Below are 22,253 nucleotides of genomic sequence, written 5' to 3' on the forward strand. Positions count from 1 at the left end.
CCTCCTTTTAATTTGCATTGGAGCCTTTCCATTTGAACTCTGTCTCTCCAGACTTCTCGAAGTGGTTCTCAACACTGACTCCACCCACCTCAAGTCTATTATCATAATCATTTACAAACTCTACAGAAACTGTGTCATCTGCAATAATTGTCACTCCCTCTTCAGAGGCATTCTCAACAGGAACTGCCACTTCTGTGTAGCTTGCACCAGAATATACCTCTGTAACATGGCATACTGTTCCAGCTGGAATATTATCAATAACAATGCTATCTGTTTTTGCACTATCAAAGTTCATAGTGTAAACATTGCTTAATATTGTTTTACCGCTTTCGTCAACGCCCTCAACCTCAAAAACAAAGCTTGCTGTTCCAAGGGATTGATTGAAAGTCTTCAGAGTCTTTGCAATCTCAAGTTTTCCAAAGCGCTGACTAGCCTTTGACTTCAAAAGAAGCTCCACATTATAGTTCCATGAATCATCGGAATCCGAAACAATATTTCCAGATTCATCAACCTTCGTTGATTGAATGTAATTGCTTGATGGAACTGAAACTAAATAATATTCAAAGTTGTATTGAGTAGTAGTATCAAACGCAGTCTGAGGAACGCAAAGATACATTGCTCTGTCGATATTATTTGTGACCTGACTTGAATTACTCATATCAAAGGATAAAACCTTTGTTGGAGAGGCTGCATTCTCTTTGCCAAGATTCAACGCTTCATAAGCATCCTTTGCCAACTCATTTTGAGTTTCCGCTGTGGCATTGTTTAAAGATTTAAGCTGTTCATCTGTCAGAACTCCTGTGGTCTTAAACTGACCCGTCGAATCCATATCAGCAACCTTGTAGAAATTAACCTCGATTACTCCCGCGTAACCTGAGATAGGATTCTTAACAGTAACCGTGCACTGTTTATTCTCGTCAATCTTTCCCGCTGCCTGAGTTCTGTACACGCCAAAGCCTGATACCGCAAGCACTGCCACAAGCACAGCCGCTATGATACTTTTTCTCTTAACCACTAAACCTCTCACATTAAAATCCCTAAGCTTTAGCATTCCTTTTCTTAAAAACTAATCTGATAATTGAAATTATGATAATCGCAACAATAAAACCTGCGATAGTAAAAATCAAATAGTAATTCTTTACTGTTTCAACAACTGCGTCTGTTCCCTTAGGAACCTCATCCTCACCTAAATACTCAACTCGAGTTCCTCTAACAAGCAAACGGTGAGTGTTTACACCATATGGTGTGCAGGTGAACAAGGTCACATAATCTTTTCCAGGCACAACAGACATTGCATTGGAAAGAGAATCAAGATCTTCAGCTTCAATCATTGGATAAACCTGATCCACTTCATAAGCCAAAGTCTTATCCAATACATGGATATAGAACTTATCGCCAGCCTTCAACTGATCCAGGTTAGTAAAAAGTTCCGCTGAAGGAAGGCCTCTATGTCCTACGATGACGGAATGTGTTCCTTCACCACCAATAGGAAGCGCTGTGCCATTCATATGACCTACAGCAGTCTGAATATATTCATCAAAAGTGCCATGCACAATAGACAGCTTGAGATTAATCTTTGGAATAGAAAGATATCCCATTATGCCATCACCATTTACATTTAGCACTGAGTAATATTGCGAGTTCAAAAACTGATCTGTTGGTGTAATTGCATCACCATCAGCACCAGTACCAAAAGCATCGTTGCCAATTTTATTTTCGGTAATCTCTGCATTGAAAGCCTCTGCTGCCTTCCACTGCTCAGAATAGTCAGCTTCTGTCATGTTTGAAACCGAAGTCTCATAGTTATTTATAAGCTGACTTTGGACATAAATATTCCACTCATTAGAGATAGTTGGATACAAAAGAATTCCAACTCCTACCAAAAATAACAGGATTATAAAGCCTTTAATTAGCCCTTGTTTCAATGTTATGCCCCCTTCTTAGTGATATGTCTATCTATCAGGAACAAAATCAGAATAAACACTGCTACTATAGAAAGCCCTACAATTACCCATAACAGATAATTAGTATGCAAGCTAACCATTCCAAAGGTTGGTGTCTTGGCCTCCGCCAAAAGAGTCGGTGTGAACTCAACTCTATGCCCTCTTACCATGAGACGCTGGGTGTTTACACCATAAGGGGTGCAGGTGATAAGTGTACATAAGTCCTGCCCCTCTTCCACTGCAAGCAGATGAGTATCATCTGGCTCCACAACATCAATAGAATCTACCTCATAAGCAAGATATTCATCCATAATGATGATGAAAAAGTCTTCTCCAATCTTCACCCTATCCAAGTCTGTGAAAAGTGTTGCACTTGGTAAACCTCTGTGAGCAGAAAGAACTGAGTGAGTGTTAGGACCACCAACTGGAAGAGATGAGCCCTCCAAATGACCTACACCAATCTGAAGCACATCCTCATCCGTTGTATGGAAAATCGGAAGCTTCACATTGATGCTTGGAATCTGAATATAACCCATGATTCCATCATTGTTGGCATTGAGGATACTCATGTAATATTCATCCGTGCCATTGGCCTCTGCCTCAGCAAAGGAGTCTGGCAGAATACTTGGAAGAAGCTCCTCATTGTAGCTATATGCCTTATCAAACTCTTCAACTGTATTAATTTTTCCCTCTTCAATTGCACTTGAAACTGCATTCTCATAGTTGTTAACCAATGTAGACTGCACGTGATTGTTCCAAGTGTTTGCTGCAAGAGGATACAGCAGCAAGGACAAGCCAGCTATCATCAAAGCACCAATCGCTATTAACTTATAGTTTCTTTTAAAAAATGCTTTCATACCTGACCTCTCCTTAATGCTGCACAATTAACCACATTAATTACCATAACATATAAATGTGTCCTAAATATTTAGGGAGAGCAAATGATATATAGAACTTCCTGTGGGTTTACCTTAAATAACCCACAAGAAGTTTTTATATCTAAGTTCTTCTAAAACTAAGTGATTATTACTTTACAGCGTTCTTGCGAATTGCTACGAAGTAAAGTGCAGCTGCAAGAACCATGATAGCAACACCAAGTACTGTGAAGATTGTTGTACCAATACCACCAGTAAATGGGAGCTTGATAAGAGTTGAATCCTCAACAGTTAATGTCACATGAACTGATTGAGTAGACTCGCCAATTGTCTTTGTCATTTGTTCATAGTTTTCATTAATTGAGTATCCCTGTGGAGCCTCAGTCTCTGTAAACTGATATGTTCCCTCGTCAAGACCTGTAACCTTAAGGATACCTTCCTCACCTGTTACAAGCTCTGTGTTTGTGCTAGCTGGATCATATACATATTCCTTCTTTGTAGAGTCATATGTAAATGTAAGAACCTTATCTTCTACAGCTGGCTCTGTATCAGTTGCAGCCTTACCCTTCTTTGTAAGAGTGAACTTTGCACCTGCAAGCTTCTTTCCATCTGTACCTGTCTTTGTAAGTGTGATATCACCTTCGAAACCATTTACTGTGATTCTTCCAAGCTCATCACCATCATTTACCTGATATGTAGCCTCGTTCTTATAAAACTCTGGTGATGTTACTGTAGCTGTATATGTAATCTTAAGAGTTTTTCCAGCATTATCATGCTTGAATTCCTTTGTCTGAGCATCATAAACAACCTCTGTTAAATCGAGAGCGTACTTAATAACGCCGTCTGCCTCAGAAACCTTTGTAAACGAATAAGCATGATCTTCATCAGCATAATTTACATTTACAGCAACCTGTGTTAAATCAGAAAGGTTTGTAGCATAATCGTAAACAACAAACTTATTTGCAAAATCAGGAATCTGCTTTGTAATCTCGAAGTTTACTTCCTGACCATTGTGAACAAACTGATCATCAGCTGTCTTTGTAAGGTCATTATCAGTACCCTTTGCTGTCACTGTCTGTGATGCAGCAACGTACTTACCCTTGTTATCACGTGTAATTGCAACAGTAACCATTGGGCTGTATGTAGCCTGCTCACTTGTTGCAACGATGTAGTATACACCAGCCTCAAGTTCTGTGAATGTTACAGCTCCGTTTGAAGCCTTAAGTGTCTTCTCTGCTTTAAGGTTTGCTCCAGCAAATGCAGTCTTAATAGCTGTAACCTGATCAGCTGTCATAGCTGTCTCTGTTACATTAGTAGCTGTGTTGTCAGCGTAATCGAACTTATAAGAGTTCTTTGCCCAATCCTTAACATCAACCTTGTTGTCCTTAAGTGTTGCTACTGTGTAAAGATAAACTGTAGCATCGTCCTTCAATCCCTGTATAGTGATTGAAGCTGTGTTCTCTGCGGCAAAAGCTGTAACGCTCATTGCCATCATCATTACTGCTGCCAATGCAGTAGCAATAACTTTTTTGAATTTCTTCATTACATTTTTCTCCTTGTATTTATTTATTAATTCTTTATTTAATAACAGCGTCGCAAGTAGCATTAACAATACTCCGCTGATTGTGAAGAAATGAATTCCACCGCCACCAGTCTGTGGGAGTGTGAAGGTCATCATATTATAGAAATCAACCTTTTTCTCAAATACAGTAGGATCATTTGTGTTGGCAGCTAGGTTTGTGAAATCCACATATACCCATCTATCTGCTTCATATGAACTCTCATAGTAAACTGCATTTGCCATATCATCATCTACAACAATTCTGGTGTTGTAGCTAGATAACTTAAATTTCTGAGATTCTACACCAACCTCACATATTACAAACTTATCTTCATAGAGATGTTCGAAAATGGCCGTCTCATCTGCTTTTAAGTAAAAGCTTCCGTCCTGCCCAGTGATGTACTCCGTGTCGCCAATTTTATATGTCTGATTTGCCATGACATTCCATACATTATCAACAATCTTTTTCATGACAAATTTGTATCTTGCATCTGGATCAGGAACCACATCCGTACCATTAGAAACATGCTTTGTAATTCTGAAAGTCTTTTCTGGAACATCAAGCTGATTCTTAATTGCCTTAACATCTGTCCAGCCATCACCAACCTTATTATTCCATGCATCCAATGACAAGTACTGAGCTGCATCGTTTAAGGCAATAAGCGAATAAGACTTTCCACCATCTGAATAAGCAGTAACTGTAAGCTTCCAAATAGCTGCCTCAGGTGTCTTGTACCCTTCTGGAGCATTTGTTTCCTTCATATAATAAACACGTGAAGAGCTGTTTCCGCCATCTGGAATCACTCCAGCAGCAACGCCCTTAAATGAAATTGTTCCATTCTGATCTGAAACTGTAACTGCACTCTGACCATTTGCAATCTCTGCAATCTTTGTACAAGCCTCGTCAGTGAAAAGTGTGAACTCTGCTCCTGCTAAAGCTGCACCCTTTTCATCCTTCTTGAAGTTCTCATAGTCAACAGTTCTTGTCTCGTTCTTAGTGAAGTTGTAGCTAATCTTACAGTTTGATACATTAGCACCACGCTCGAAATAAACAACTGTGAGAACGTGCTCCTTCTGGCTTAATTCCTTTACATTATTCTCTGGAAGAATATTGTAAATATTTGTAGTGCCAATGCCCTTTGCCTCAACACCATTTGAGTTTTTAAAGTAGCAAGAATAATTCTCATCAAGAGACGATGTAAGCATGTGACCCTCTTGGTTGTAATCACCCTGGATTAAAACCTCGCCTGTCTTGAAATTAATCTGTCCCTTTACTGCATCATGAATACCACCAATATCAAGCACAAGCTTTCCGTCAATGTAAACATATACATCGTCGTCACCTGAGAACTTGAATACTGTATCCTTACCATTTGTTGTTCCAGTGTCATTAACACTAAAGTTAATAGGAAGAATCATTCCAAAATGATTGTCATCATTTTCAAATGGTCTAAACTGGCTACCACCCATTTTAGGAACGACCTGATTATGATTTGAATCATAAACATACTTAGCCTGGCTACTGTCGATTGTCCAATAGCCTTCTTTATCCTTTGAGAAAACAACTCCAGTATCATAGTATGCTTTAGAAATATAATCGTAATTTGATTTATTATATTGATAATTCACCACATTGTTTGGGAACAATGGATGTGATGAATAAGGACCATACTTAGCAAGGTAGAACTGACCGTTGGCAAGTACATTACCTGCAGCTCCCTGATATACATGACCATAGTGGCAATGATCACCATCGTTATCTCTTTGTCCACTACCACCTGTAATAAACCAGAAGCCTTCACCAAATACCTTTGTATTATTTACATAATTAATAAGTGTGGCTCCATTAACAACTGTGGTTGTCCCTGTAAGCTCTGCTGTAACAGGCTCAAGCTCCACAATGATTTTATTGAACTGACCGTTTACAGTTCTAATCATCTGTGCTTCAAACTCATAGCTTGTAGCATTGTTACCTGGATTAAATTCAAGTCTTCCCAACTCGTATCCGCGCTCCACAACAATGCTCTTAATATAGTAATTTTCAGGAGCAACAAAGTTGAACTTAAAGTTTGGATCAGTCTGATATTCACCATTAGGTCCTTTATGGGCAGAACCATTAGAACCATAAATGAAGCAGTCTTTTATATTATCTGAATAAGGAGCAAACTTTTTGTATGCACCATTAAACTGAACCTGGATTGCAAATCTGTCATTACGTTCAGCATTATCAAAAGGCGCTATAAAAGCCCAGCTGGCATTGCTGCAATATGCTGCACCATAAGCTGAGTTCTTGTATAATACGTTATTCTCTCCAATACCTTCTAGGGCATAGATAGAAAAACCTTCAGCTTCGAACTCCAAAGCTTCCTCACAAATGCTAGCATCAATTACTTCTATCGAATCATCATCGTTAATATGTACAATCTCGTCAAAAACTTCTGTTGCTGAAGCAATAGAAATATTTACCGCATAGCCTTCATTAGGCTCAACTTCGTATTCAGTTCCATCCTCTGATAAAACAACAAAACGAAGATCAAAGGCATAATACATGTCAATATTCTCCGGAGTTGTGGCTTCATCTGCAAGCTGCTTCTGATGCTCAGTAAGAGTTACTCTGTCCGCTCTAAACTCTACATCCTGATCAAAAGCTCCTGCTGGAACAACGGCTGTGATTTTAAAATCACCTACCTGAACCTCAAAGGTTTTGTCCTCTTCATTTTCCTCTTCAATTAATTCTTCATAACCACAATAGATACATGTTCTTTTGTTTAAATCTGTTTTAATTTCTGTATCTACTATCTTCTGAGCTACTTCCTCATTCTCAGATAATGAAACTTCATCAACTGTATCCTGACAAACAATATTTGTATTATCAGTAGCTTCTATATTTTCAATACCCTCTTCAACAACCTCAGTACTGATTGTATCTTCTGTATTCTCTACAACATCTGTATTGTTTTCTTCTATAGTAGCCTCTTCTACATTAGCTTCTACTATAGTAGTTTCTTCTGTCACTTCCTCATTAGGCATTTCAAAAACACATGCCTCAATAAATTCTTCACCGCAATCAACGCAGTGCTTTAAGTGTGTGCCATCACCATTACTTGTGTACTTGCAATTAGCATGCGCACACTCTTCAGTTGTTTCTCCCTCAATCTCTCCTTCAATTATTTCTTCATTATCACCCTCAGTAGAAGACTCCTCAGAGGATTCATCTGATGTCTTTTCTGAATCAGAATTATTATCCTCTGTATTACTCTTGTCCTGTTCTTTTAAATCGTCATTTAAGAAATCTTCATCATTTTTTGAATCGGCACCTGGCTGTTCTCCCAAATTATCAGCCTGTGTCTCTCCTGACAGACCAGCATCGGTCTTTCCTGCCTCCCCTGCAGCATCATCAGAAGAGCTGCCAGCGTCGTCAACAGATGGTTCGTTTGATTCTATATTCATTTCTCCCTTTTCAATAGCCTCATCTGCGACCGCCGTCATAGCACTTGCATCAGCCTGCTGTGCAAACGCTCCTATCGGCTCAGCAACAAATAATGCAACCGCAACAGCGACTGACATTACCCGCTTCAAAACCAGATACCTTTTCATAGAAAATTATTCTCTCCTTAGTTGGTCGATAAATTTGAACAAACTGTGTTTAAATTTTGAAAATTGTGTGTTCAAACTATGTCGCCATATGTAATATTACAAACATAATCAAGCATTGAAAAGTGCGTTGGCAAGATAATCCATTTTTTGGCAAAAAAATAATCTAGCCCCTTATTGGAACTAGATTATTTTTCGTGTATTAAACCACAAATTCTGTATAAATGCCGTAAAATCAACGTTTTTCGTCATTTTTTGGTGGCAATGCAAATGTAGTTTTTTTCTTCTTATTCACAATATACATTGCAATTGAAAATGCAATTATGCACACCACTAAAATGACAATTGTTACGATAACCGTTCTCATTAGATGTTCACTTTCTAATGACTCAGGTACTTCCTCATCAGGAATTGTTGTTGGCTCCTCTCCTGCTAATGGAGTCTCTTCGTCGCCAATTGTGATTGTATCTCCACCCGACTTTGGTGTTTCATCATCTTCGATCGTTGTAGTATCTCCAGCAAGAGGAGTTTCCTCTTCTTCGATTGTTACATTCTCGGTAGTATTTGCTGCCACATTTGTAGTTGTTTCTCTTCTATTATTTACCACCTGAGGTCTCTGAGTTGTAGTCGAAGTTAACTGTGTACCTCCATCTAAATACTCATATTCATAGGTGTATGTTGGCTCACCCTGAACATAAACCGTAGTGGTTTCTTCAATAGTTTCGTATGTAATCGTTGCAGGTAATTTATTATATGTAAATTTAATAACTGTGTTATCTGCAATTTTTTCGGTCTTTTCAGTGGCATCTGGAGTGTAGTCTATAATGTGTCGCGCAGGTACTACTGCCTCCTCGCCTTTTGCACCATACAATGTTTCCTCTGGATAAAGGGTATTTCCCTTTTCATCTAAATACTGAACCTTGTATGAAATTACTGAGCCAACACCGTAAGCTGCTACATAGGTTTCATCACCTGTTACATTGATGCTAATAGCTGTTGTGCTATTCGAACCTTCTGGCTTATATAAATCATCTGCTCCGGCAACTCTAAGTCCCTTTACATAATACTTTGAATTACCATCACCTTTAATCTTTATAAGCTTAGCAGCATCAAACGTGATTTTATCACCGTAATTTAATCCTGATATAATAAGTTTAAAATCAACTTTTTCTCCAGCCTTGTTGGTTCTTTTTCTAACCTCAGTTTTTATTTCCGGTTCATTTTCCGTTTTGGTGAACTGTAATGCGCTTTCATCAAAGCTTGCATCCTCATTATCACCAATTACAATATTCACTGTGTAAGTGTATGCCGCATCTGCTGTTACCACATTGCCCCAGGTAAGTGCAAACACAAATACCATTGATAGGATGCAACCCAAAAATCTTTTCATACCTTTCATCTTAGGCTACCTCCTTTTTCTTATTTAACATGAGCACTGCGTAACAACCAATAAGTCCCATTCCAATGATGAACATTACTCCACAAACAACAAGCGGAAGAATTGAATCTCCAGTCTGTGGATTTCCAGCATTATCTCCACCTGCAAGTGGGACATCCGAATCGTCAATTGAAACAACCTCTGTTCCATTTTCAAGAGTCTTGAGAATCTTCTTTACAATTGATCTCTTTTCAGAAACTGGCACATTCTTTGTAATGGCGTTAACCTTTGTGACTTTGTTTGTTTCGGTCTTGCTGTACTTAGCTGACTCAGTAGACTCAGCACCAAACTTGATATTCAAATTTGCCTGCGTAGCCATATAGGCATTAGTCTGTGAATTTCCATCCAAGGTGATAGTGATTGTTACCACTCCGCTACCACCTGCTGGGATAGAACCAAGAGAAAAATAAGCACCTTCGTGTCCGCTTACCTGATTCAGACCAACTACCTCGTCTGCATCACCGCCAACTGTCTCACTATCAAAAAGTGTCTCCTCATTGTTAATAATTTTGAAGGAATAAGCGCCTCCCTGTGCACCAGATGTATCCTCAAGTGATTTAACTACATCTGCATTCATATAGAAATCAGTGCTCTCTGTAGTGGCGTTTATATACTTAACTGAATAAGTAATTGTATCACCAGGCATAGCATTTTTTATTTTTGCTGCGTTACTGTCATAGTTAGACTCGAAAGCTGTTCCATTATAAGTTACATTCCAGCTATAGCTAAGTCCATCTGACTCTGCTGCTTTTGATGTTTCCTTTACGCCTGTAAATCCTGCTACCACAAGAGTGAGAGCAAGGACTAAATTAAATAAACCCTTTTTCATATCCTACTCCCCTCCTATAGATTTTCACCATCAATACTGATAAGATTTCCTGACGCGTCAAACTCTGCAAGTACACCCCATGCTCCAAGCATTGCTTCCTCAGCATGATGAGCCTGAACTGCATCAACTCTTACTTGAACCTCGAAGGTCTTTCCTTCATAGCCCTCAATTGTAACGCAACCATCTTCAGAAGTTCTGCTATAAGCATTTATTACTCCCTCGCCAAGCGAAACAGAATCAATAAGTGTTACTGCCTGTCCCTTGGTGATAGGCTTTGTATAATAGAATACAGCGGACTCTTTATTGCCTGCGCTGGTTTGAAGCATTGACCATCCTGACTCCGTATTAAGTGTAATTAATTCAGGATCAGCACCGGTATCTTTCTTACCATTCTCATCAATCCAACACTTAGTAACAGTGACTCTGACGTACTGTGGAAATTCGCCATCAGAATTATTCACAACTCTTACCTCTTCAGGGTAATTGTGATTAACCTTAATTTCTTCTTTTCCCTTTGAAACATCATCAAGAGATGTAAAAACTAGTTTACCCGGCTTATCGTTTGTTCCCGCAACTGTAACAAAGCTTCCATCCTGCTTTTCCTGTAAATCAACTGTAAACTCTGCAGTCTCGAACTGAACTCCCTGTTCCTGGCTTGATGTAGTCTCAGCCGCTCTTGTGGCCTGCGTTACACCAATGGCACTTCCTGCCACAAGAATCACTCCTGTTGCAAGTACGAATAAAGGTTTCTTCATTAATCCTTTCATTACTGACCACCTCCATTCGCTGTGTAAATCTCTTCGTTAACTGACTTCTCATCCCAAGCGGCTGTTCCATCAGCTTTCACCTTTGCAGCTTCCTCGATGACAATTACATTGAATTCCTCACCCTTATCACCATTAGGATCAATTTTGACCTTCATCTGATTGGAGGTTTTCTTTGGCTCGATTATCTGATTGAAATAATAAAAACCATCTGCTTTAAGTTCCCAGCCAGTATTTTCAGTTTCATAGGTGAGTGGGTGAGTACTTCCTGCAAACACCTTAACTCTGGCATAAACAGGATAGTCTCCAGTATTTTCTACCCATATAGTCTTCTCAAATCCATTAACTTTCTCGTGAGGAGTGATTTCATACTTGCCAAATCTCACTGTTCCCTCAGCTGAATGTGTATCTGTAAAATATGCCATCGCTGGCTTTACAGCAACTGCTCCAAGCATCAGAAGTGCAGCTGCAGTAATAATCAAGGTTTTCTTTTTCATTACTGTGCACCCCCTTCCGTATCCTTAAAGCTCTTGTCCTTATTGAAGACAAACTCAACAGTCGAATCAATCAAGTCTCCAAACTGCTCAACAACCTGATCTACAATTCTACTGAATACATTTTTCATGCTCGTACCAATGTTTGTTCTGCCATCATAGGTGTTTACAAACTTGACTGTCTTCGTTTCATCAGCATCCACGCTAACCTTCTGCAAGGTATCGCCAACCGATTTATAGCTTGCGCCCTCATATACTTCCTTTACAGTAACCTCGATTCCCGCAGGTACATCAATCAATAAATCATTCTTTGTTCCTGCTTCATCAAATTCATAAGAGAATACATACGAATAATCGGTGCTTGCATATCTATAGGATACTTCAAATACGAATGTTGCCTTTCCGAGTGGCTTTACGAACTTCAAAAGTGTCTTTATGATATTGAGCTTACCAGTCTTAGGTGGCTCCTCATCTCTATTGAAGTTGTAGCTGATTCTACAATTTGATAAGTTCTTTCCACGCTCAAAGTAAATAACTGTAAGTTTATGTTCATCATTAGCAAAACCAGAAAGTGTAGTGCCCAGCGTTGTATAAAGGTTCTGGCAATCCATATCCATCTTCTTGTAGACAGAACCATCTACTGAAGATGTCATTTGAGTATCGTAATCTCCCTGAATCAGAATATCTCCTGATTGGAAATTAATCTGACCCTTAATCGCATCATGGATACCGCCAAGATCAAGTACAAGCTTTCCGTCGACATAAACATAAACATCATCGTCACCAGAGAACCTGAAAATCATATCATTGCCATTATCATCCTTACCGGTACTATTAACTGTAAAGGTCATCGGAAGAACCATGGCGTAATGATTGGTTTCACCAAATGGTCTGAACTGTCTCTCTCCTTCTGTAGGAACAAGCACATTATCTTTGATTTCATATCTGGTACTATCACTATCTATTGTCCAGTAGCCATCCATGTCCTTTCTAAACTGAACACCTACATTTGACTGATAATCAGAGATGTAATCATACGCACTCTCATTATCCTTGTAACTCTTATAGGTAGGGATAGGATTCTTCCCGCTTGTATCCTTTAAATTGAAGATACCATTTTCAGTGTCATAGGTAGATGAAGCAAGTCCCTGCCAAACCTGATTGTAATAAACGTAGTTACTTGTACCATCGTACTGCTTACCATCTGTAAACAGGAAGGAATCACCAAATGCTGTCGTATCATTCTCGTAATTGATGAACTGCGCACCATTAACTATTGTAGTTTCCGCATTGTCATCAAACTGAACTGGAATCGGATTCAAACAAACAACAACATAATTTGCTGCATAGCTTCCACCCATCTTCTTGAGAGTAAGCTCCACATCAAATGTCCTTGCATAATCAACTGGTGTATATTTCCTATTCTCAACTGTTGGAATATTATCTGCACTTAATGGTAATGAGACCTTTCCAAGACCTACATAATTAATGTAATAATTCTCTGGTGCCTCGAAATGGAATTTGAATGTATCATCATTCTCTGAACTATAAATGTAGTAGTGCCAATCTGCTGGATTATCGCTTGTATCCGATGGTGCAATATTTGAAAAGTGCTTTTCCTCAGAATTAACTCTGATAAGCTTAACTGCATATCTATCTGGATCATAGGCCTCCGCAATTGTGCTTACACCTGCAAGATGCTCTTCATCTGTTTCAGCATAACCGTATGGACTCTTTCCTGAAGAACCCTTTGAACCATAGAGAACACCACCTGATGTAGCCTCTGGCTCTGGTGCGCTAAACAATACAAATGGCGAGAAGCTAGATGCATCGTATGTAACAACTCCACCTTCAGCTGTGAAGGTTTCCTTTTCAATTGACCCCTCCTCTGGGAAATGTGCAACTGCATCAGGAGTAAAGCCAAGTGATGTAACCTTGACCTCAACATTCTTCTTTGGCTGGACAACCTCGCCATCAAGAGTAAATGTCATATCAATCGCAACAAGCTCATCCTCATCAAATCGCTTAATAGAATATGCTTCCTTAAGAGCCTGCTCCTGAGCCTCAGTCATCTGATATTCAGATGCTGTAAACTCAAAGGTATCCTTCTCAAAGGTATCAGCTTCAACAAATACAGAAACCTTGTAATCCCCAACAGATTTCTCAAAGGATTTGTCTTCCTGCTTTTGTTCCTCTATCTCATCTGAGTCTTCATCCTTCTCTTCATCGAGTTCTGCATCATCCTTCTTGGAATAATCTTCATCAGACTCGTCCTTTTCTGAATCTTTCTCTTTAGAATCTTTCTCTTTAGAATCTTCCACTTTAGAGTCTTCCTCTTTAGAATCTTCCTCTTTAGAGTCAGCCTTCTTAGAGTCTTCCTTTTCTGCATCATCAATAGAAGCATCAGAATCTGTTTTCTCAGAATCAGCCTCTGCCTTCTCCTTGTTATCTTCTTCAGTTATATTGTCTTTGGAATTTGTATCAGAATCGTTAGAATTACCAGATGTATCGCCATTCTCCTCAACAACTTCTTTTGACTCCCCCGTTGCAGACTCCCCAGTCTGCCCTGTTGACTCATCTGCAGTGTCAACCTCCTGCTTTGTTTCACCCGACGAATTACCTCCCGTATTCTCAGTGGTAGTTTCATCTGGTAAGGCTCCACCATCACCCTCGGCATATACACCAAAAGAGGTTGAGGCGAAAAGGATTAGCGCTAAAAAAAGCGCTAACATTTTGTGAAGTGTTGGTATCTTTTTAATCATACTCAAAAGCTCCCTTACCCTTATAACTATTACTTAATGTGATTATGTACACCATGTGGGCATAGTGTAACACAATGTTATACTAAATCACTTGGTCATCAAATTACAGCTTTATGGCATAATTTCCGTATTTTTGGCAAAAAAGCCCCCTGTTTGGCCTATAATCGGGGTTGATACTTTCTAACAAACTTGTTAGAAAGGTAACAAAGTCCCGTGAAGCCAAAACAGAGGGCATAAAAATCCAAATATTAAATCATGATATAAATTAGTTAAAACCAACAACCTTCTGTGCAATCTTGTACGCAGTGATTGAAATCGCGCGACCACCATGGCCTGGAAGGTTAGTAGTTCCACAAAGAATACCATAGCGAAGCTTTCTGTAAAGATAATAATCCTGAGACTTGATGTAAGCCCAAAGATCACGACGCTTCTGCTGGTTTTCTGCAGTACCACTCTTCATAAGAAGTACTGTTGAGATAACTGTAATCATCTCAAGATAGTTGAACATATATTTTCTAATGTGCCTGTTAGTAATGTTCTTGTAGTCATAGGCCTCAAGCATAAGCTTGTTTACCTTAATCTGCTGATCAATTCGTGAAATCATAACCTTTTCATTAACTGACTGATCATCACGACCAATGAAGTAACGATAGAAATCCACATCAAGGTAATACATGTTCTTAACATATGGAAGTGGATAAAATACATAAAGATTATCCACATAGAATGTATGCTTTGGAAGCTCTAGTCCACAATCTCTAAGAAGCTTTGTACGATAGATTACCGAATGCATGAGGATGTACTGGCCCTTTCTGAAGTGACCTGTCTCATCCCAGGTAAAATACTGATTTACTGGAAGGTTTGAATAAGACATTACCTTTTTATGTAAGGCGCCTTCCTTCTCGTAAACGTAGTTTGAAATAAGCATGTCAAGATTCTTGCCATCCTCAACCGAAGCGCGAAGAGTCTCCAGAATCTTGTCATAAGCCTCTGCATCAACCCAGTCATCAGAATCCACAACCTTGAAGAAAAGACCTGTGGCATTCTTAAGACCTGTATTTACAGCCTGTCCATGTCCACCATTTTCCTGATGAACAGCCTTGATAATTGTTGGATGCTCGGCTGCAAGTCTATCTGCAATTTCTGCTGTATTATCCTTTTGACTACCATCATCAACAATGATGATTTCAACATCCTCGCCACCATGAAGCAAGCTTTCAACACAGTGCTCCATATATGCAGCGGAATTGTAGCAAGGAACAGCAAAACTCAATAATTTCATAAGTATTGTCCCTCCTAATTCTCCCCTTCAGCCTTTTCCGGTAAGGCTTATTTTTCATTCATCTTTGCAAGCTTAGCTGCCTGATCTGCTGCGATTAACGCATCAAGAATCTCCTGGATATCTCCATCCATAATCTTATCAAGCTTGTAAAGTGTAAGGTTGATACGGTGGTCTGTAACACGTCCCTGTGGGAAGTTGTAAGTACGAATCTTCTCAGCACGGTCACCTGTACCAATCTGTGAGCGGCGCTCTGCTGCCTCAGCATCCTGCTGCTTCTGTAACTCTAAATCGTAGAGCTTTGCACGAAGGAGTGCGAAAGCCTTTTCCTTATTCTGAAGCTGTGACTTCTCAGTCTGGCTGTAGATAACAATACCAGTTGGGTAGTGAGTAAGTCGAACAGCTGAATCTGTTGTGTTGACACACTGACCACCGTTACCAGAAGCACGCATAACGTCGATACGGATATCCTTCTCTTCAATCTGGATATCTACTTCCTCTGCCTCAGGCATAACAGCTACTGAACATGTAGATGTCTGGATACGGCCCTGTGATTCTGTCTCTGGTACACGCTGTACACGGTGTACACCTGACTCATACTTAAGAATAGAATAAGCACCAGTTCCCTTAACCATGAACTCGATGTTCTTCATACCACCGATACCTGTTTCATCGGCCTCAAGAAGTTCTACCTTCCAACCACGAGACTCTACATAGTGTACATACATACGATAAATCTCTGCTGCGAAAAGAGCTGCCTCTTCACCGCCGGCACCTGCACGGATTTCTACGATAACGTTCTTATCATCATTAGGGTCCTTTGGAAGAAGAAGAATCTTAAGCTCCTGCTCAAGGCGCTCAACCTCAGCCTTTGACTCGTTAAGCTCTTCCTTTGCAAGCTCCTTCATCTCCTCATCTGTCTCCTCATCAAGGAGAGCAAGAGAATCCTCGATATTCTGCTTGTGAGCTGTATACTGCTTATATGCTTCTACGATTGGTGCTAGGTCTGACTGCTCCTTCATAAGAGCTCTAAAACGTGCATTGTCATTTGCAACGTCTGGCTCAGAAAGAAGGTTCATAACCTCTTCATATCTTAAAACTAAATCTTCTAATCTATCAAACATGCTTCAACTACCTCCATGTTATATATGTCCTTTAACTACTCTGTCGTTTCCTGCTAAATCCTTAACGACTTCAACATCTATAAAATCGTTTTCAATGAACAATTTCTCTACATCCTGTCCCTGATCAAATCCGATTTCTACCAAAAGCCAGCCACCTTCATTGAGATACTCACGGGCGTGAGCTGTAATCTCACGATAGAAGAACAATCCGTCCTCGGTACCATCCAAGGCAAGACGAGGCTCATGATCCTTAACCTCTGTTTCAAGCTTCTCCACCTCTTCGGTGCGAATATAAGGCGGATTAGAAACAATTGCATTGAATTTGCCGCTGACTGGCTGCCACAAATCGCCCTGAACAAAGGCAACCTTTGGCCCTACCAGACGATTACCATTTTCACGAGCAACCGCAAGAGCATCCTCAGAAATATCAACACCGATACCCGAGCATCCCTGACCAAGTGCAGCAAGTGAAATAATAACACATCCGCTGCCTGTACACAAATCCAAAACATGACTTCCGCTTGGGATAACCTTTAAAGCCTCCTCAACCAGAGTCTCTGTATCCTGTCTAGGTATAAGCACATGCTCATTAACCCAGAAGGTCAGTCCCATAAAATCCTGCTCTCCAGTTATATGCTGAAGTGGAATTCGATGGGCTCTCTTCAAAAGCACATCCTTGTATTTATAAAGGGTGAGCTCGTCTATTTCATCGTTCTGCTTCAGGAAATACTGCGCTTTGGAAAGACCGCTGACAAAAGACATCAGCAACCATGCGTCAATCCTGGCATCCGCAATATTTTCCGATTCTAGTAAAACAATACCTTTTTCTAAAGCCTGCTTAAATGTCATCAGAAACAACCCTCATTTTCTTTTTGGAATTCCTTCCAATCAAAAACTGCCTCTACCGATGCAATGCCAACTTCAATCATATCGTCATCTGGCTCCATAACCGTCAAACGCTGCAGCCAAAGGCCTGGCTGAGAGATGGCATCAACAAAAGCATTTTCATATCTGCCTGCCAAACGAATGAATTCATAAGAAATACCTGCAATCACAGGGATAAGCACTAGTCTGGCAACAAGCTTCAACCATGTATTATCAAAGGTGATAAACATGAAAATGAACACTGAAATAATAAAGACAATAAAGATAAAGCTTGTACCACATCTCTTGTGGAATCTGGTAGAAGTTCTAACATTTTCTACTGTAAGTGGCTTTCCTGCCTCAACACAATTGATGCATTTGTGCTCAGCACCATGGTACATGAACGTACGCTTAATATCTTCCATCCGAGAAATAATCGCTACATATCCAATGAAAATAGCGATTCTGATAATTCCCTCAACAAAAGCAATCAGTGCCTGTGAATCAACAAAGCGATTAAATGCAAGAGAAAGGAAATATGGCAACGCGAAAAATACGCCAAGTGCAAGAACAAAAGAAAGGAAAAGGGTTCCGCCCATCTCTGCTTTCTCCTTTTTCTCAAGCTTCTTTAATTCCGCCTCTGAAAGCTTTGATTTATCAACTGCATCCTCCTCATCTTCGAAGAAAGAAGCTGAATACATCAATGTCTTCAGACCGATTACCAACGACTCAATAAATGAGACCATGCCGCGAATGATTGGAATCTTATGCCAAATATCATTTATATCTTTTGTATTTTTGACGTCCACTGTAATTTCATTGTCTGGCTTGCGAACGGCTACAGCATACTGATTGCCGTTGCGCATCATGACGCCTTCCATTACAGCCTGACCGCCAATACCCGAATACTTCATTTCTAACCTCTTTAACGTAATAAAGGGCTGAGACGAATCTCAACCCTTAAAAGTCCATACGGATGACTACTTTGACTCAATACCATACTTCTTATTGAACTTGTCAATACGTCCACGAGCCTGTGTAGCTTTCTGCTGGCCTGTGTAGAATGGATGGCACTTAGAACAAATTTCTACGTGGATGCTTTCCTTTGTAGAACCTGTTACGAATGTGTTACCGCAGTTGCAAGTAACAGTAGCCTGATAATAATCTGGATGGATACCCTGTCTCATGATTTTCACCTCTCATTTAATAAATGTTTACAATTTCCAACTGTAAATAATGATATTCGGCCATTTAAAAATCACCTTCGGTGATGGCCTCATCATGTTCACGATTTTTCTGCATTTCATTTGAAAAATCATGAAATAAACTGCTAAAAACGCGAGGTCTTCGCATTTCATCCCGATTAACAGCTTCACAAGTATAACATCAGTTCATAAGTATGTCAAGTATTGAAAAATACACCTCTTCACTACGAACTTTCCAGTTATTACAAAGGGTTTCAGCCTGTTCCTTGCTCTGAACATGGAAGCTCAAATCGATTGTAGGAACATCGTTCTCTGTGATACGAAGCTGCACCACATAACCGCCTCTATCAGCCTTGAAATAGTTTGCTTTGTAGGAGTTCTCCTCCTTCATGGCAATAGAGTTAATCTTCAAATATTTGTTAATATCCTTTGAAAGAGCTGGAGTGATTTTCTCCTTGAAGAGCTCCAAGGTCTTTTTACCCTCTTCCGTGATGGCGTAGGTTGTATTGTTGTGTGTAGTTCTTGAAAGAATCAGTCCAGCATCCTCGTCATCACTGATAGCCTGCTGAGCTGTAAAATAATCTGTGAGGTCTCCCTCAAGAAAGAAATCCGTAATCTGACTATTACTAAGAGGAAAACCACTTCGTTGAAGCAATTCTAGTATAGTAATCTTATAAATCATGGTTGGTTCTGCCATGGTATCCCTCCAAATATCTATAACTAAAAATCAATATCAAAAAACTTTAAACCAGAGCCTTAATAGCATTAGCTACTGCAACTGGCACACGTGGATCAAAGGCCTCTGGCAGGATAAATTCATCGCTAAGCTGATCCTCATCCACAAGATTTGCGATAGTCTCAGCTGCTGCCAGCTTCATCTCCTCGGTGATTGCTGTGGCACGAGCCTCGAGTGCACCTCTGAAAATACCTGGGAAAGCAACTACGTTGTTGACCTGATTAGGGAAGTCTGAACGTCCTGTACCAATGACACGAGCACCAGCAGCCTTTGCCTCGTCAGGCATAATCTCAGGAGTAGGATTTGCCATTGCAAAAAGAATCGAATCTTTTGCCATTGAAGCAACCATTTCCTTTGAAACAATTCCAGGTGCTGAAACTCCAACGAAAATATCAGCACCAACAAGTGCATCTGCAAGTGTTCCTGTCTTGTGAGAAAGATTTGTAACCTTTGTCATCTCCTTCTGCATCCAATTCAGGTTTGGATAATCAGGACCAATTATGCCCTCGCGGTCACACATTGTAACGTCCTTGAATCCGTAGGTAAGAAGAAGCTTTGTAATGGCAACTCCAGCTGAACCGGCACCATTTACAACAACCTTGCAATTCTCCTTCTGCTTTCCTACTACCTTAAGAGCATTGATGATACCGGCAAGTACAACAATCGCTGTGCCATGCTGATCATCATGGAAAACTGGAATATCCAGCTCTTTCTTAAGGCGCTCCTCAATTTCGAAGCAACGTGGAGCTGAAATATCCTCAAGATTGATCCCGCCAAAGGTAGGTGCAATAGCCTTTACAGCTGCAACTATCTCATCTGGATCCTGAGTATTTAAAACGATAGGGAATGCATTGACACCACCGAACTCCTTGAACAGTACGCATTTACCTTCCATAACTGGAAGTCCTGCAAGTGGACCGATATTTCCAAGTCCAAGTACTGCCGAGCCATCAGATACAACAGCCACCGTGTTTGCCTTTAGGGTGTAGTTGTAAGCCTGCTCAGAGTCCTCTGCAATGATACGGCAAGGAGCTGCAACTCCTGGTGTGTAAGCGATTGAAAGGTCTTCCCTGTTTCGAACAGGAGCCTTCGAGGTTGTCTCGATTTTACCGTTCCATTGCTTGTGTAAAAATACCGCTGTTTCGTCAATTGATGCCATTATTATTCCCTCCTGAATCTAACTTATATGCTAATCACCGAATGCACGAGATTAGATAACTCTCTTTCTGATAACCATATCAATATAGTCATCATTGCACTTGGTGTGCGCAAACATATTTAAAATAGTCTCAATAGCGTCTTCCTTACGGGCGCTGTTGATTGCTTTACGCATGATTTCCATTGCATCAAGCTCTTTTCTCGAAAGGAGAAGATCCTCACGACGAGTACCTGATGCTGTAATATCGATAGCTGGGAATATTCTCTTTTCTGAAAGCTTTCTATCAAGGATAAGCTCCATGTTACCAGTTCCCTTGAACTCCTCGTAAACAACATCGTCCATCTTTGAACCAGTCTCTACAAGTGCTGTTGCAAGGATTGTAAGGCTTCCACCCTCACGCATGTTTCTGGCAGCACCGAAGAATTTCTTTGGCATGTGAAGAGCTGCTGGGTCAAGACCACCGGAAAGAGTACGACCAGATGGCTGAACTGTAAGGTTGTATGCGCGAGCAAGTCTGGTGATTGAATCAAGAAGAATCATAACATCCTGACCATGCTCAACTAGACGCTTTGCACGTTCGATAACCATTTCAGAAACACGACGATGATGCTCTGGGCTCTCATCGAAAGTAGAATATATAACCTCAACATTTTTGCTGTTTCTCATGGTGTCCTTCATATCGGTAACTTCCTCAGGACGCTCATCAATAAGCAAAATGATAAGATGCATATCTGGGTGTGAATAATTCACAGAGGTTGCAACCTCTTTTAAAAGTGTGGTCTTACCTGCCTTAGGCTGGGCAACAATCATACCACGCTGGCCCTTTCCAATAGGGCTAACCAGGTCAACAATACGCATTGCAACCGAACTACGCTGACGTTCAAGACGAATTCTCTCATTAGGGAAAATAGGGGTAAGGTCCTCAAAATTAGGACGGCGTGTTGCTGCTGCTGGATCGTAACCATTGATTGTATCAATAATCATAAGAGCTGCGAACTTATCAGTCGGATTATTGAAACGCTTCTTTCCGATGATAATATCGCCAGTCTTAAGGTTAAATTTCTTGATTTGAGACTGTGAAACATATACATCCTCTGTACCAGGCATGTAGTTGTCACAGCGAATGAATCCGAAGCCATCACTCATAACCTCGATAATGCCGCGCGCTGGAAGAAGACCATCAGTAGGAATATCCTGAGGAATTGAATCCTTGTGCTCCTCAACTCGTTCTGGACGCTCAGGTCTCTCTGTTCTTTCAACTCTCTCAGAACCTTCTGTCGTGCGTGGTCTGCGAGGTCTCTCAGGCTTGTCAGACTTTTCTGCCCTAGGAGCTCTAGGTGTCTTTTCAGATTTTTCAACCTTCTCAGCCTTTGCTGGCTTCTCTGCTGTTTCAGCTTTCTCAGTTTCAGCTTGCTCCGATGCTTTTTCTTTAGCATCGATTTCGTCCTGCGCAAGCATTGCTTCAACGAGATCAGCCTTCTTCATAGAGGATACGCCTTTTATTCCCCTAGCTTTAGCTAAGTCACGTAGCACTGCAACAGGTAAGCTCTCGTATTTTTCTCTCATAAAATCTCCTTTAAAAATTTTAAATAAACAAAAATAAACGTCATGGAATTAAAAGTCGAA

At 40.3% G+C, this 22,253-nt stretch carries 17 protein-coding genes; all 17 read right to left on the reverse strand.

What is annotated here, in order from left to right:
- Positions 1-7 precede the first annotated feature (7 nt).
- The 17 genes from FXF36_RS01355 to rho all read right to left on the reverse strand — a co-directional run bounded on the left by FXF36_RS01355 (position 8) and on the right by rho (position 22,193).
- On the reverse strand, positions 8-1,015 hold the full coding sequence (locus FXF36_RS01355; RefSeq protein WP_151622106.1) for a DUF5979 domain-containing protein: 1,008 nt from the start codon (positions 1,013-1,015) through the stop codon (positions 8-10).
- A gap of 22 nt (positions 1,016-1,037) precedes the next feature.
- The gene (locus FXF36_RS01360) at positions 1,038-1,925 is read right to left on the reverse strand and encodes a class C sortase (protein ID WP_151622107.1); all 888 of its coding nucleotides are present in this window, start codon (positions 1,923-1,925) and stop codon (positions 1,038-1,040) included.
- A gap of 2 nt (positions 1,926-1,927) precedes the next feature.
- Positions 1,928-2,800, reverse strand: a complete 873-nt coding sequence (locus FXF36_RS01365) for a class C sortase (RefSeq protein ID WP_151622108.1) — start codon at positions 2,798-2,800, stop codon at positions 1,928-1,930.
- A gap of 169 nt (positions 2,801-2,969) precedes the next feature.
- Positions 2,970-7,976, reverse strand: a complete 5,007-nt coding sequence (locus tag FXF36_RS01370; RefSeq protein WP_151625607.1) for a SpaA isopeptide-forming pilin-related protein — start codon at positions 7,974-7,976, stop codon at positions 2,970-2,972.
- Between the two features lie 232 nt (positions 7,977-8,208).
- Complete coding sequence (locus tag FXF36_RS01375; RefSeq protein WP_151622109.1) at positions 8,209-9,372, reverse strand: hypothetical protein; 1,164 nt, start codon at positions 9,370-9,372, stop codon at positions 8,209-8,211.
- 1 nt (position 9,373) lies between these two features.
- Positions 9,374-10,240: a hypothetical protein gene (locus tag FXF36_RS01380; protein ID WP_151622110.1), complete on the reverse strand. Its 867-nt coding sequence runs from the start codon at positions 10,238-10,240 to the stop codon at positions 9,374-9,376.
- A gap of 14 nt (positions 10,241-10,254) precedes the next feature.
- Positions 10,255-11,007, reverse strand: coding sequence for a hypothetical protein (locus FXF36_RS01385; protein ID WP_151622111.1), 753 nt, complete (start codon positions 11,005-11,007; stop codon positions 10,255-10,257).
- Complete coding sequence (locus FXF36_RS01390) at positions 11,007-11,501, reverse strand: hypothetical protein (RefSeq protein WP_151622112.1); 495 nt, start codon at positions 11,499-11,501, stop codon at positions 11,007-11,009. The genes FXF36_RS01385 and FXF36_RS01390 overlap by 1 nt, the downstream gene beginning before the upstream one ends.
- Positions 11,501-14,260, reverse strand: a complete 2,760-nt coding sequence (locus FXF36_RS01395) for a PA14 domain-containing protein (protein WP_151622113.1) — start codon at positions 14,258-14,260, stop codon at positions 11,501-11,503. The genes FXF36_RS01390 and FXF36_RS01395 overlap by 1 nt, the downstream gene beginning before the upstream one ends.
- Positions 14,261-14,525: 265 nt before the next feature.
- On the reverse strand, positions 14,526-15,542 hold the full coding sequence (locus FXF36_RS01400) for a glycosyltransferase family 2 protein (RefSeq protein WP_151622114.1): 1,017 nt from the start codon (positions 15,540-15,542) through the stop codon (positions 14,526-14,528).
- A gap of 47 nt (positions 15,543-15,589) precedes the next feature.
- Positions 15,590-16,663, reverse strand: coding sequence for a peptide chain release factor 1 (gene prfA, locus FXF36_RS01405; protein ID WP_151622115.1), 1,074 nt, complete (start codon positions 16,661-16,663; stop codon positions 15,590-15,592).
- An 18-nt stretch (positions 16,664-16,681) separates the two neighbouring features.
- Entirely contained in the window at positions 16,682-17,512 is an 831-nt protein-coding gene (gene prmC, locus FXF36_RS01410) for a peptide chain release factor N(5)-glutamine methyltransferase (RefSeq protein ID WP_151622116.1), read from the reverse strand.
- The gene (locus FXF36_RS01415; RefSeq protein WP_151622117.1) at positions 17,512-18,441 is read right to left on the reverse strand and encodes a DUF1385 domain-containing protein; all 930 of its coding nucleotides are present in this window, start codon (positions 18,439-18,441) and stop codon (positions 17,512-17,514) included. Before FXF36_RS01415 ends, prmC begins: the two co-directional genes overlap by 1 nt.
- 66 nt (positions 18,442-18,507) lie before the next feature.
- The gene (gene rpmE, locus FXF36_RS01420) at positions 18,508-18,714 is read right to left on the reverse strand and encodes a 50S ribosomal protein L31 (RefSeq protein WP_151622118.1); all 207 of its coding nucleotides are present in this window, start codon (positions 18,712-18,714) and stop codon (positions 18,508-18,510) included.
- Positions 18,715-18,913: 199 nt separating this feature from the next.
- A complete protein-coding gene (locus FXF36_RS01425) occupies positions 18,914-19,429 on the reverse strand; it encodes a DUF4364 family protein (RefSeq protein ID WP_151622119.1) in 516 nt (171 codons plus the stop codon).
- Between the two features lie 46 nt (positions 19,430-19,475).
- Positions 19,476-20,627, reverse strand: coding sequence for an NAD(P)-dependent malic enzyme (locus FXF36_RS01430; RefSeq protein ID WP_151622120.1), 1,152 nt, complete (start codon positions 20,625-20,627; stop codon positions 19,476-19,478).
- A 51-nt stretch (positions 20,628-20,678) separates the two neighbouring features.
- Positions 20,679-22,193: a transcription termination factor Rho gene (rho, locus tag FXF36_RS01435; RefSeq protein WP_151622121.1), complete on the reverse strand. Its 1,515-nt coding sequence runs from the start codon at positions 22,191-22,193 to the stop codon at positions 20,679-20,681.
- Positions 22,194-22,253: the final 60 nt, after the last annotated feature.

Origin of the sequence: Pseudobutyrivibrio xylanivorans (assembly GCF_008935055.1) — a bacterium.
GTDB lineage: Bacteria > Bacillota > Clostridia > Lachnospirales > Lachnospiraceae > Pseudobutyrivibrio > Pseudobutyrivibrio xylanivorans_A.

Bases quoted from the DNA above. Each gene is read 5' to 3' on its own strand.
- FXF36_RS01365 (WP_151622108.1), bottom strand. From the start codon at position 2,800: ATGAAAGCATTTTTTAAAAGAAACTATAAGTTAATAGCGATTGGTGCT.
- FXF36_RS01370 (WP_151625607.1), bottom strand. From the start codon at position 7,976: ATGAAAAGGTATCTGGTTTTGAAGCGGGTAATGTCAGTCGCTGTTGCG.
- FXF36_RS01375 (WP_151622109.1), bottom strand. From the start codon at position 9,372: ATGAAAGGTATGAAAAGATTTTTGGGTTGCATCCTATCAATGGTATTT.
- FXF36_RS01380 (WP_151622110.1), bottom strand. From the start codon at position 10,240: ATGAAAAAGGGTTTATTTAATTTAGTCCTTGCTCTCACTCTTGTGGTA.
- FXF36_RS01385 (WP_151622111.1), bottom strand. From the start codon at position 11,007: ATGAAAGGATTAATGAAGAAACCTTTATTCGTACTTGCAACAGGAGTG.
- FXF36_RS01390 (WP_151622112.1), bottom strand. From the start codon at position 11,501: ATGAAAAAGAAAACCTTGATTATTACTGCAGCTGCACTTCTGATGCTT.
- FXF36_RS01395 (WP_151622113.1), bottom strand. From the start codon at position 14,260: ATGATTAAAAAGATACCAACACTTCACAAAATGTTAGCGCTTTTTTTA.
- FXF36_RS01400 (WP_151622114.1), bottom strand. From the start codon at position 15,542: ATGAAATTATTGAGTTTTGCTGTTCCTTGCTACAATTCCGCTGCATAT.
- prfA (WP_151622115.1), bottom strand. From the start codon at position 16,663: ATGTTTGATAGATTAGAAGATTTAGTTTTAAGATATGAAGAGGTTATG.
- prmC (WP_151622116.1), bottom strand. From the start codon at position 17,512: ATGACATTTAAGCAGGCTTTAGAAAAAGGTATTGTTTTACTAGAATCG.
- FXF36_RS01415 (WP_151622117.1), bottom strand. From the start codon at position 18,441: ATGAAGTATTCGGGTATTGGCGGTCAGGCTGTAATGGAAGGCGTCATG.
- rpmE (WP_151622118.1), bottom strand. From the start codon at position 18,714: ATGAGACAGGGTATCCATCCAGATTATTATCAGGCTACTGTTACTTGC.
- FXF36_RS01425 (WP_151622119.1), bottom strand. From the start codon at position 19,429: ATGGCAGAACCAACCATGATTTATAAGATTACTATACTAGAATTGCTT.
- FXF36_RS01430 (WP_151622120.1), bottom strand. From the start codon at position 20,627: ATGGCATCAATTGACGAAACAGCGGTATTTTTACACAAGCAATGGAAC.
- rho (WP_151622121.1), bottom strand. From the start codon at position 22,193: ATGAGAGAAAAATACGAGAGCTTACCTGTTGCAGTGCTACGTGACTTA.